We start from the raw sequence: 12,112 nt of genomic DNA, 5'->3' as shown, positions 1-12,112 counted from the left end.
CATCGATATATGCCTGATTCCGCTGACGGGCCCGGGCGACACCCTCCTCACCCCCGGCTCCGGCCACGACCTCGGCACGCACGTCGCTCCACTTGGGGAAACTCGTCATAGCCGCCCTCCTCAGCCTCTCGTTCCTTTACCCATCCCTGAGCGACCCCGCCGTCCTGCGGCCAGAGCCCACAGGGCCGCCGAACGCGGCGCGGAGCTCATCCAGGTTGAGGATGTCAGCCGGCCAGTGACTGGAAGCGTTCACCAGGCCGCCACGTCAGTTCCAGCGGGACCCCCTCGTGGGCGAGGTCCTGGTCCAGCAGCCCGGTCCAGGACGGGCGCCACCGCGACGCACGGGACGCCATCTCCGCACGCAGCCCGGTCAGGTGGACCCTGAACCCGTCCCACCAGACGGGCAGATGGTCGTAGGCGCGGTCGGCGGTGAACCCGTCGGCGGTGACCGCGACACGGGCGTGCGTCCACCGGCCACGCTCTGGGTCGGCCTCCCGCTCCCGCCACGCGTCCAGCAGCGCGGACAGCTCGGCATCGGCCATCTTTCCCCATCCGATGCCGAGCTTGTAGTTGTGACCGGGTCGGTCGGTGCCCGTGTAGGCGACCTCGATGGAGGTCTCGCCCAGGTTCGCGCGCACCCACGCGGCGACCTCGTCGGGGTCGGCGGAGGGCGCTGGACGGTCCAGCTCGAACGAGTTGCGCATCGCCTTCGCGATCGCCCCTTCCACCTGTTCCAAGTCCATGATGTGCACGCGCCGCACGGCGGGCTCGCCGGTCCCGGCGGCGAGCTCCGGCCGCGAGGCCCCAGGCGTCACGCCGAGCCGCCGCGCCAGATCCAGGACCTCCGCGACCGGCGCCGTGAGGTCGGGCGGCTGCAGGGCCTCTTCCAGCGGCGCGTACAGGGCCTCGATCACCGCCGTGTCCACGGCGCGGGCCGCCACTGCCGCCATCAGGTCGTCGTAGGCATCGCGCGCCGCGTCCGGGTCCTCCGAGCCATCGGCGTAGCCTTCGAAGGACTCCTCGCCGCCGGAGTCGGGGACGCCGTCCATGTCGCCGGGGTACTCGGCCCGCGCCCAGGTCTCCCCGTCCCACCAGTGAACCCACGAGACCAGCTGGATCTCCTTCTGGGCGGCGTGGACATAGTCCCAGGGAAACCAGCCCGGCGCCCCCGCGAGCAGGTCCACGGGCGGGAGTCGGCGGCGGGCGGTGCTGTAGTCGAGGTCGAAGCCGTAGGTGACGGCCCGGCCGCCGTCGACCCACGCGATGCCCCAGGTCCCGCTGCCGAACTCCACGCGGCGCAGGCCGCCCCCGTCCTCCTCGAACGTGATGATCGGCTCACTCGGGAGAGCGGCGCCCAGCAGCGCATGCCCCGCGGCCTCGTTCCACAGTTCGTCCGGATGGTCCGGCTGCACGGCGGCTCCTCATCGAGCATGAATGGTCCGCAGATACCGACGCCCGCGCCGCGCGGCCAGTTCCTGGTAGAGCGATCTGGGGCCGCCGACCGCGCCATGATCGTCCACCCGTGTGTGTTGGATCCCACCGGAATCCATCGTGGCCGTCTCAGCTTGCAACAGCCCTTCCCAGCGGACGCGGATATCCCCGAGGTGACCTGGTGACCACGGGGCCTGGGCCAGAGGTCACTCGGTGGTCGGCCTAGGCAGGTTGAGGGCGGCTCGCATTCCGGCGGCGGCGAGGACGACGGCGGCCAGCAGGTAGAACGGGCAGAACACCGACACGTAGCCGGTCCCCTGCGACGTCGCGACATACGCGGCGAGCAGTCCTCCCGCGGTCAGCGCCCACATGGCCGCGAAAGCGGCGCGGCGGCCGGGCACGCCGGGGAGCATCAAAGCCACCGCCAGGGCCAGTGGGACCAGGCCCGAACTGGTCAGGTACTCGAACCATGCCGCCGGCAGCGGGGTCGGTCCGTAGCCCGCGACGATCACCGCGGTGTCGGTGTGCGCGATGCCCGTCCCGAGGACGGCGTCGTCCTGTCGTGCGGGCCGAGGGAGCAGGCGTGGCACCGGGTTGAAAAGCACCTGCGGGAACACCGAAACGACGAGGGTGACCAGCCGCCAGGTGAGGGCGGGGCGTTCCCACAGACGCGGCCGGGTCCCGGGCGGGGGCTCCGTCATCGGTCCCTCCCTTTTCGATCTTCAGTGGACGGCCCCCATGCAACCGCACCCCGGTGACATCGGGGACGGTGATCGCCGGAGATGCGGCTGTGGCCGTGAGAGCAGCAATGCCGGTGCGTTGGTCTGAGCGACGGTCGTGGGGGGGGTGATGTCCAGGAGATTCAGCGACGGTGTCGTGTCGCTGGACGGCTGAAGGTCGAGCCGGGGCCGCCCGGCCGATTACGGCCAGGCGGGCCCGTCTCTCAGAGCACCGATGATGTGGGTTCGTCACGGACCTCGGGAGTTTGATCATCGCGGGCGGGGCGTGTGAGGGTGGCCGGATGGGCATCGACGACCTGGCCAGGAGCCCTCGTCCACTGACCGGCCGGACCGCGCTGGTCACGGGGGCGAGCCGCCGCGGCGGCATCGGGTACGCCATCGCCCGCCGGCTGGCGGCGTACGGGGCGGACCTCTTCCTGCACCACTTCCAGCCGCACGACCGCGACCAGGAATGGGGGGCCGATGATCTCGGCGCGGTGCTGGCGGACGTGCGCTCTCACCTCGTCGACGGCGCCCGGCTGGCGGACCTGCACGCCGACCTCGCCGAACCGGGCGCGCCAGAGCGGGTGATCGACGCCGCCGTGGCGGAGTTCGGGCACCTGGACGTGCTGGTCTGCAACCACGCGCTCACCGGCCAGGACGGCCCGCTCGGCGCACTGACCGAAACCGAACTGGACCGGCACTGGGCCGTGGACGCCCGATCGTGCATCCTGCTCGCCCAAGCCTTCGCCGACCGGCACGACGGGCGCCCGGGCGGCTCCGTGGTGTTCATGACCTCCGGCCAGCGCCTCGGCCCGCTCCCCGGCGAGGTCGCCTACGGCGCCGCCAAAGCCGCGCTCGAAGGCATCACCGTGACCCTGGCCGACCAGCTTTCCGACCAGGGGATCAGGCTCAACACGGTCAACCCGGGACCGGTGGACACCGGGTACCTGACCGAGGAGATGTGGGAAACGGTCGCGCCGATGTTCCCGTTCGGCCGCTACGGCGAGCCGGACGACCCGGCGCGCCTGATCACCTGGCTGGTGACCGACGAGGCGCGCTGGATCACCGGCCAGGTCATCGACTCCGAGGGCGGCTTCGGCCGCTGGCGCCCCCGCGGCCGATGAACATCAGATCGAGCGGCCTGCCGCGAGCAGTGCGGTGACGAGGTTGCGGCCGACTTCGCCGGTCGCGCCGGTGACCAGGATCGTCCTGGTGTCTCCGTTAGGTGTTGGGAGTGCGGGCGGGCGGGTGTGGGGTGACCATGAGGCCGTTGAAGGTCGGCGGATGTCATCCGGTCCAGCCCAGGACCGGGTGCATGGAACGGACGAAGACCGAGGCGGGCGCCATCCGCAGGGCCGCGTCGCGGGCGGCCAGCGGGAGACGGGCCGGGTCGGCCATCGCACCGAGTTGCCGGGAGCGGCGGGCGATCATCTGGGTGCGGGGGCGGCGGGCGCGGTCGTAGGCGCGCAGGGCTTGGACGACCGTGGTGTCGCCGGTACGGGCCGCCTCCAGCGATCGGGCGAGCACCACGGCGTCTTCGAGCGCCTGGCCTGCGCCCTGGCCGAGGTTGGGCGTCATGGCGTGGGCGGCGTCGCCCAGCAGCGCGACCCGGCCGGTCGCGTAGGTGCTCAGATCGGGCAGTTCGTAGGTGTCGTGCTGGAGCACCGCGTCGGGCTCCACCGACTCCAGCAGGGCGGGGATGGGGTTGTGCCGGCCGGCAAACCGGCGCCGCAGGTCGGCGAGGCCGCCGGTGCTGTTCGGCGGGGCGGTGACCATGGCGTAGCAGTAGATCCGTCCGTCTGCCAGCGGGGCGTAGCCGAACCGGTCGCCCTGCCCCCAGCTCTCCACGCTGCCCTCGACGGGATAGGCGGCGGTGATCATCCGGAAGGTGGTGTAGCCGGCGTAGCGGGGTGCGGGAGCGTCCGGCCACAGCGAGCGCCGGGTGATGCTGTGCAGGCCGTCGGCGCCCACCACCACATCGGGGGTGCTGGTTCCGCCGCTGTGCACCACGGTGCCGTCCGGGCGAACCTGACGGACCTGGACGCCGGGTCGCAGCGTCTGGGGCGGCAGTGCCCGGTGCAGCAGGGCGAGCAGGTCGGCGCGGTGCAGCGTCGCCCACGTGCCGTAGCGGCGGGTGAGCCGGGCGACGTCGTTGCGGATCAGCCAGGTGCCGTCGGCGCGCCGGGTGCCGACGGGGGCGTCGGTCACGGCCTGGGCGCGGACCTGGTCGCCCAGTTCGAGCGCGTCCAGTGCGCGCAGCGCGTTGGGCTGGATCGACAGGCCGGCACCGATCTCGGTGAACTCGGCCGCCTGCTCCAGCACCTGTACCCGCCAGCCAGACCGGTGCAGGGCGATCGCGGCGGCGAGTCCGCCGATTCCGCCTCCGATGATGAGCGCTTGCATCTGTTTCCTTTCGGTCGGGAAGTGTCGTTCGCCGGGGAACGCCGTGCCGGCCGTCGCGCGGCGCTCTTCGCGGGTCAGTGCAGGCCGCGCTTGCCGACGGCCCAGAACGGCTTGACCTTGATCGAGCGGCGGTCCCAGCCGCGCTCGCGGACCAGGTGGTCGCGGATCTGCTGGCAGGTGCGCGCCTCCCCGGCCAGGTAGGCCGCGCCGTCGCCGGTCGGCACGTCCAGATCGGCCACCGCCGCCAGCAGCGTCGCCGACGCGACCGCCGGCGCGCCATGGCGGTGCACGCGGCGCAGCCGGTGCGGGCCGGGCATCGGCAGGTCGTGCTCGGGCGACTCGCTCTCCAGCACCCCGTACACGCGGGCCGCCGGCTCCAGCGCCCGCAGCATCGGACCGAACGCCGCGCTCGCGGTCTCCTCGCCGGCGAACAGGTGGAACGGCGCCGGACGGGTGTGAAAGTCGCCCTGCGGCCACCAGACCGGCACCCGGTCCCCCACGGCGGCCGCGCGCGCCCACCTCAGCCCGATGCCGTCCCCGTCGTACAGGTGCGCGCGCAGTTCGACCGCGCGCTCGCCCGGATCGAAGTCCCAGATGGTGTAAGTGCGCAGCGTCTCGCCCGGACGCAGCAGCCCCGGCACCGACAGGGGGTCGTTGATCTCGACCCGCACGTGCTGCCCGGGAACGTAGGGGAAGCCGATCGGCTCGTCGGCGACCAGGCGGATCCGCCGCATCGTCGGCGTGACCATCCCGGTGTCGGTGACCGTGGTCTCCAGGCGGTACTTGGCGAACGCGCCGCGCAGCGGCTTGCGGATGCGGTTTCTCATTCTCAGGCCCTCCGTGCGTCGCGCCGGCGGGCTCGGCGGGACATGCCCCACCACACCGCGATCACCAGGACGACGAGCAGAATCCATGTCACGAACAGCTCCTTAGAGGCTCTAGAAGTTTTAGAACCTCTAAGGAAGCATAGAGCCGCTAGGCTGTCAACGTTCCCGAGAAAGGACCGCCATGGCCGCCCCCACCGCCCGCAGGCGTGAGAAGCTCCGCCAGGCGACGCTCGCCGAGATCCGCGAGGCCGCCCGCGAGCTGCTGACCACCCAGGGGCCCGCGGCGGTGACGATCAACGCGGTCGCCCGCCGGATGGGCATGAGCGGACCCGCGCTCTACCACTACTTCGCCTCGCACGACGACCTGGTCGCGGGCGTGACCGCCGACTTCCTGCGCGAGCTCACCACGGCGATGGAGACCGCCCGCGACGACCCCGCCAACGGCACCGCCGCCGAGCGGCTGCTGGCCACCTGCCGCGCCATGCGCCACTGGGCCACCGCCCACCCCGCCGAGTTCGGATGGATCTTCGCCAGCCCCATCCCGGCCGCCGCCTCCGCCCGCCTCCGCCCCGACACCCCCCGCAACCAGGCCGCCCGCGACTTCGAACTGGTCTTCCTCCAGCAGATCGAGGAGCTGTGGACCCGTCAGCGCTTCCCCGTCCCCACGCCCGAAGACCTGGCCCCTTCCGTCCGCGAGCAACTGCGCCTCTACGCCACCTCCCTGGGCCGCGACCTGCCCATCGAAGCACTCCACGTGGCCCTGTCCTGCTGGATCAGGCTGTACGGGCTGCTGTGCATGGAGGTCCTCAACCAGCTCGACTTCGTGTACTCCGACCCTGCCCCCATCTACGAGGAGACCCTCCGCGACCTGGCCGCCATACTCGGTCTCGACTACTCGCCACCCGCCTGAACCGTTCCCACGCTTGCCCGTGACACAGAATCTGTTACGCCCATCTGGCCGGCCTGGGCACCTACGTCCGCCTCTCAGACCTCAGCCAAGGTCACCGCTGACGCCGACCCCACTGACCAGGCCCGCTGCCACTACCCCGTGAACCGCCGTCGCCACTGACCTCGCGAACGCTCTCGCAGCGGCCCCTTTCCGCCCTATTCCGGCCGCTCCCCGGCGAGGTCGCCTACGGCGCCGCCAAAGCCGCGCTCGAAGGCATCACCGTGCCCCTGGCCGACCAGCTGTCCGACCAGCTCAACACGGTCAACCCGGGGCCGGTGAACCTGACCGAGGAGATGTGGGAAATGGTCGCGCCGATGTTCCCCCTTCGGCCGCTACGGCCAGCCGGACGACCCGGCGCGCCTGATCACCTGGCCGGTGACCGACGAGGCGCGCCGGATCACCGGCCAGGTCACCGACTCCGAGGGCGGCTTCGGCCGCCGGCGCCCCCGCAGCCGATGAACATCAGATCCGGCGGGGACGACCGCAGGTCATCGTCTGGCGCGGCGTCGGACACACTGATTCCAGCCCGGCGACCTCCTGCTCGCCGGCACCGATGACAAGGTCACCGCCCCTGGCGCGCCGAACGACACGGCAAGGTGCACGTCGACCAGGCCCGGGCCGGCCGCGCTGCCCAGGCTCAAGGGCCGCCAGATGAGCGTCCAGCGGCTGAGCCCGGACGGTTCGATGCTCGCGGTGGTTCATTCCCCTGCGGACGGCGGCAAGAGCTCCGAGCTGCCGGACTGGCGGCTGGGAACGACGAGCAGCTCACGATCCTGGGTGAGGACGGCCGTTTCCTGGCGCAGGGCAGGACCATATGGCGGACGGGCAGGCCCGCGCCGAGATGGTCGCGGCCGTGTTCGTGGACGGTGGCCGGGGCGAAGATCACCAGGCGGGTTACTGGCCGTGGCGCGTCGAGCGATCACGGAGAGCGGAGCGACGCCGTCCGCTTCGCGTGCCGGTGGTCGATCAGCTCGATCATGGTCCCCGGCGACGGACGCGGTACCTCGTCGTAATGGTGCGGCAATGAGAACAACGGCTCCAGCAGCGGTATCAGGTCAAACGGAAGCTCCGCCGGCGCCAGGTAGGCGTCGTCCAGGCGGTAGGCCACGCGCGTCCCGTGCCGGCTGCTCTCTCCCACCACCTCGAGCGGGGTTTCGAGGTCCTGCCAACCGGCGCGCTGCCGGTAGTGCCGCCCGTCCCGCCACACGTCCGCGACGACCTCCGTGCACAGCGCGGTCACCATCCCCATGCCCCACCTGCGCATGGGGATCTGGCCGCACATCAGGGACGTCATCAACTCCGTGATCGCCGGCCGCCGCCCGGGACACATCGGTTCGACCGGAAGCCCGGGCCCGTCGTCCTCGACCGAGAACGTGTGCGGGCCGTCGACGACGACTCGTACGGTCAGCGGCCCGTACGGCGCCTCCTCGACCAGGGCGTCCTGCACGACAAGGGCAAGCGCCACGCCGGGCAGAGCCGGATTCCCGCGTGCCGTCCCCCCGAAGTACATCTGCGGACGACGGCGGACCGCCTCGAACCCCTCAAGAACCTCGATCTTCGATGCGTCGTACGGCATTCCTGATTTTCCCACGAACCGGCCGCAAGCGACGGCCCGGACGCGATGCCCTGCCCGGTACCAGACGGCGATCCTCGCGCTCGCGTGCTCTCGGGGCGACAGGACGCTCACCAGCCTCAGCGAGGGCAGAACCGTCCTCAACCACGACATCGCAGTACCAGCGGCGGCCTGGCTCGCGCCGAGTCGAAGGGGCACCTTCCCGCCCTCGACCATCACCCCACCTGCCCTGCAACCCCCTGAGCAGCTGAGGCGGCCGGTTCCACCCGGCATTCGAGCGGCTCGTCACGAGGCACGCGCCGCATCCAGGCACGCGTCCGGACGACGGGAGACCGCTCGACCACCGCGGCCGGTCAAGCCGGGTGCGCCGACGCCCCCCTCCGCCGGGGCCCGCACGGTCACCGTCAGCCCGAGGTCGTCGGCCAAGGCGGCGAGGGCCGGAGAGGCTCTACGGCCATGGGCGCCGGGTCGGCGCACCCAGACGCGGGGCACGTGGCCGTCGGCCCGGCTCCGGCATCACCACGGCGCCGTCACCCGCGATCCGCGGCGTGGAGCACCACGGCGACTCCAGGAGGACACGCGTTCGCCGACGAGTCGGCGGCAGCGCGGGCCGCGGCCGCGATCGGCGCGGCGCCCCCGGCAGGCGTGCCGCCGCCCGCACTGGGCCTGGAGGCGGTGCGCGTGCCCGCCCGCACCGCCGCGATCGCTGCTGGCGAGCAGGGCGCCGCCGCCAACTGAACGGCCTCCGCACCCTGTGCGCAGCGTCGCTGGATGAGCGTCGTCCGGCGAACCGGCCTTGATCCCCTGGGGCCGCCGCACGCCGGCGCCCTCGGCGCCGCCCGCACTCCGACCCAAGCCGCGCGGGCCGCATGCGGGGGCGGCCGGCAGGCGCCGGCAGCCGGCGGCGGCGCCCGCCTTGCGCTGCGGCGCAGGCACGGGCGCCGGGGCCGCCGAGACGCGGCGACGGGCGCCCGGCGCACCGGCGCTCGCATGGCGGCCAGCGGCACGGGTGGCGAGGAGCGCAGACCCAGGCGGCGCAGACCCGGCGGCGCTGGCGTGCGGAGCGGCCGCGGGCAGCGCGCCGCCCCGCTCGCCGACCTGGGCCCCGCGGCGGGCGCTCATCGCCGCGCCTGCCACGGGCACGGCGCCGCGTGCAACCGACCGGCTGGCCCAGCTCGACCGCCTCGCGGCGTCAGTGCGCGGCGGCCTGCGCAAGCGCGGAGCGGCGCCGCTGCCCAGCGGCCCGGAGCCGAGCGGCGGCGCCTTTGCCCTTCGCCGCACGCTGCTCCCGTCGGCCTGGCGCGGCTGCACGGCGCAGGCGCACGGACTAGGCGGGCGTGGGGTGCAGCGCTGGACGGGGCGTCGCCGCCGTCCGCCGTCGGGCGCCGTCCTCTCGCCTGACCCGCATGGGCGGGAGTGCCCGGCCGACACGGGATCGCCGGGCGACGCAGCGCCGACGCGGGCCGTGGTGTCCCTCCAGCGGCGGTGGGCGTCTCCTCGTTCCTGGGCGCCCAGCGCGCCGGGCGGCGGTTTCTGGGGCTGGGCGGCCCAGCGGCGCCGTGGCTCGGTCGAAGCAGCAGCATCCCGGGACGACGCCCCGCCGCCGGTTCGCCAGCCGGTCGGGCTCGGGCTCGAGGAGGGCGCCGGCACGCGGCGCGGCGCCGGCCGGGGGTGGCCGACCGCCGCGACGGCACCTGATGGCAGCGTGGCTTCTCGTCGGGCTCGGGCCCGACGAGGGGGCCGACACGGGGCGCGGCGCCAGCCCACGAGTGGCCGACCGCGGCGACGTCATCTGATGGTGGCGCGGCCTTCTCGGGCTCTGGTGGGGTGGTGGCGGCGCTGCGTCCACGCGCGGGCTGCGGGGCCGCGCCGTTGCGCAGTAGTACCGGCGGCCACAGTGGGCCCAGGGCCAGGCCGGCGCAGGGCTGCCGGGGGGGGTGGGAGTCGGCATTCCCTGGGGTGCGGCTCCGCGCGGCACCGCTCGGTGCCGTGCCCCGGCGGTTATTTGACGCCGGCCTCCTTCATTTCCCTCAGTTCGCGTTTGAGTTCCTTGATCTCGTCGCGGAGGCGGGCGGCGAGCTCGAACTGCAGGTCGGTGGCGGCCTGGTGCATCTGGTCGGTCATCTGGTCGATCAGGGCCTCCAGCTCCTCGCGGGGGCGCTCGCCGACCAGGTCGGCGGCGTGGCGGCCCGCCTCCCTGGTGCGGGAGGCCAGGCCCGGGACGGGGGCCTTGCCGCGGCTCTGCTGGCGGCCGGCGCCGCCGATGAGGGTCTCGGTGTCGGCGTCCTCGCGGGCCAGGGAGTCGAGGATGTCGGCGATGCGCTTGCGGAGGGCGGTCGGCTCGATGCCGTGCTCCTCGTTGTAGGCGATCTGCTTGGCGCGGCGGCGGTTGGTCTCCTCGATCGCCCGTTCCATGGACGGCGTCACCGTGTCGGCGTACATGTGGACCTGGCCGGAGACGTTCCGGGCGGCACGGCCGATGGTCTGGATCAGGGAGGTCTCCGAGCGCAGGAAGCCCTCCTTGTCGGCGTCGAGGATGGCGACCAGGGACACCTCGGGCAGGTCGAGGCCCTCGCGCAGCAGGTTGATGCCGACCAGCACGTCGAACTCGCCCGCGCGCAGCTCGCGCAGCAGCTCGATGCGGCGCAGGGTGTCGACCTCGCTGTGCAGGTAGCGGACCTGGATGCCCAGCTCCAGCAGGTAGTCGGTGAGGTCCTCGGCCATCTTCTTGGTGAGGGTGGTGACCAGGACCCGCTCGTCCTTCTCGGTGCGCAGCCGGATCTCGTGGATGAGGTCGTCGATCTGGCCCTTGGTGGTCTTCACCACGATCTCGGGGTCGACCAGGCCGGTGGGGCGGATGACCTGCTCGACGACGTCGCCGCCGACGCGGTTCATCTCGTAGGAGCCGGGGGTGGCCGACAGGTAGATCGTCTGGCCGATCCGCTCCAGGAACTCCTCCCACTTCAGCGGGCGGTTGTCGATCGCCGACGGCAGCCGGAAGCCGTGCTCGACCAGCATCCGCTTGCGGGACGCGTCGCCCTCGTACATCGCGCCGATCTGCGGGACGGTCTGGTGGGACTCGTCGATGACCAGCAGGAAGTCCTCGGGGAAGAAGTCCAGCAGGGTGTTGGGGGCCGAACCCGCCTCGCGGCCGTCGATGTGGCGGGAGTAGTTCTCGATGCCCGAGCAGGTGCCGACCTGGCGCATCATCTCGATGTCGTAGGTGGTGCGCATGCGCAGCCGCTGGGCCTCCAGCAGCTTGCCCTGCGCCTCCATCGTGGCGAGGGTCTCCTCCAGCTCGGCCTCGATGCCGCCGATCGCCCGCTCCATCCGCTCGGGGCCGGCGACGTAGTGGGAGGCGGGGAAGACGTAGAGCTCCTCGTCCTCGCTGAGGACCTCGCCGGTGAGGGGGTGCAGGGTGGCCAGCTTCTCGATCTCGTCGCCGAACATCTCGATCCGGACGGCGAGCTCCTCGTACTGCGGGATGATCTCGACGGTGTCGCCGCGGACCCGGAAGGTGCCCCGGGTGAAGGCCAGGTCGTTGCGGGCGTACTGCATGCCGACCAGCTGCCGGAGCAGGTCGTCGCGCTCGATCTCGTCGCCGACCCGCAGCCGCACCATCCGGTCGACGTACTCCTGCGGGGTGCCCAGGCCGTAGATGCAGGAGACGGACGCGACCACGACGGTGTCGCGGCGGGTGAGCAGCGAGTTGGTCGCCGAGTGCCGCAGCCGGTCGACCTCGTCGTTGATCGAGGAGTCCTTCTCGATGTAGGTGTCGGTCTGCGGGATGTAGGCCTCGGGCTGGTAGTAGTCGTAGTAGGAGACGAAGTACTCGACGGCGTTGGCGGGCATCATCTCGCGCAGCTCGTTGGCGAACTGGGCGGCCAGGGTCTTGTTGGGCTGCATGACCAGCACGGGCCGCTGGAGCTGCTCCACCAGCCAGGCGATCGTGGCGGTCTTGCCGGTGCCGGTGGCGCCGAGCAGGACGGCGTCCTTGTCGCCGCGCCCGATCCGCTCGCCCAGCTGGGCGATGGCCTGCGGCTGGTCGCCGGACGGCGTCATCTCCGTGACCACCTCGAACGGCGCCACCCGGCGCCGCAGATCCGTGATCGGCCGCATCCCTCGCCTCTTCCCTGCTCGGACCGGCGGGCCGCTATGACCCGCTCCCACCACTGTATGCAGGGGGTACGACAATCGCGGCCGCTCT

At 72.5% G+C, this 12,112-nt stretch carries 8 protein-coding genes; 2 read left to right on the top strand and 6 right to left on the bottom strand.

Annotated elements, in window-relative coordinates:
* Window positions 1-224: 224 nt before the first annotated feature.
* Window positions 225-1,412 (bottom strand): hypothetical protein, encoded by a 1,188-nt coding sequence (locus ACZ466_RS37650; RefSeq protein ID WP_378281696.1) that lies wholly within the window; start codon window positions 1,410-1,412, stop codon window positions 225-227.
* A 225-nt stretch (window positions 1,413-1,637) separates the two neighbouring features.
* Window positions 1,638-2,132, bottom strand: coding sequence for a hypothetical protein (locus ACZ466_RS37645; RefSeq protein WP_378281695.1), 495 nt, complete (start codon window positions 2,130-2,132; stop codon window positions 1,638-1,640).
* Between the two features lie 320 nt (window positions 2,133-2,452).
* On the opposite strand from ACZ466_RS37645, the gene ACZ466_RS37640 reads away from it, so the two are divergent.
* The gene (locus ACZ466_RS37640) at window positions 2,453-3,277 is read left to right on the top strand and encodes an SDR family oxidoreductase (RefSeq protein ID WP_378281694.1); all 825 of its coding nucleotides are present in this window, start codon (window positions 2,453-2,455) and stop codon (window positions 3,275-3,277) included.
* 163 nt (window positions 3,278-3,440) lie between these two features.
* Here ACZ466_RS37640 and ACZ466_RS37635 read toward each other — a convergent pair whose 3' ends face one another.
* Both ACZ466_RS37635 and ACZ466_RS37630 read right to left on the bottom strand, forming a co-directional pair.
* Window positions 3,441-4,556, bottom strand: a complete 1,116-nt coding sequence (locus tag ACZ466_RS37635) for an FAD-dependent monooxygenase (RefSeq protein WP_378281693.1) — start codon at window positions 4,554-4,556, stop codon at window positions 3,441-3,443.
* 74 nt (window positions 4,557-4,630) lie between these two features.
* Window positions 4,631-5,383, bottom strand: a complete 753-nt coding sequence (locus tag ACZ466_RS37630) for a siderophore-interacting protein (protein WP_378281692.1) — start codon at window positions 5,381-5,383, stop codon at window positions 4,631-4,633.
* Between the two features lie 181 nt (window positions 5,384-5,564).
* Here ACZ466_RS37630 and ACZ466_RS37625 point away from each other — a divergent pair, with 181 nt between their 5' ends.
* Window positions 5,565-6,293: a TetR/AcrR family transcriptional regulator gene (locus ACZ466_RS37625; RefSeq protein ID WP_378281691.1), complete on the top strand. Its 729-nt coding sequence runs from the start codon at window positions 5,565-5,567 to the stop codon at window positions 6,291-6,293.
* 958 nt (window positions 6,294-7,251) lie between these two features.
* On the opposite strand, the gene ACZ466_RS37620 is transcribed toward ACZ466_RS37625, so the two are convergent.
* On the bottom strand, window positions 7,252-7,908 hold the full coding sequence (locus ACZ466_RS37620; RefSeq protein ID WP_378281690.1) for a hypothetical protein: 657 nt from the start codon (window positions 7,906-7,908) through the stop codon (window positions 7,252-7,254).
* Window positions 7,909-9,906: 1,998 nt separating this feature from the next.
* Entirely contained in the window at window positions 9,907-12,024 is a 2,118-nt protein-coding gene (gene uvrB, locus ACZ466_RS37615; protein ID WP_378288766.1) for an excinuclease ABC subunit UvrB, read from the bottom strand.
* Between the last annotated feature and the right edge of the window lie 88 nt (window positions 12,025-12,112).

Source organism: Actinomadura rugatobispora (genome assembly GCF_055379765.1).
The sequence above is the reverse complement of the archived record's forward strand: the minus strand, read 5'-3'. Positions and strand labels throughout refer to the sequence as shown.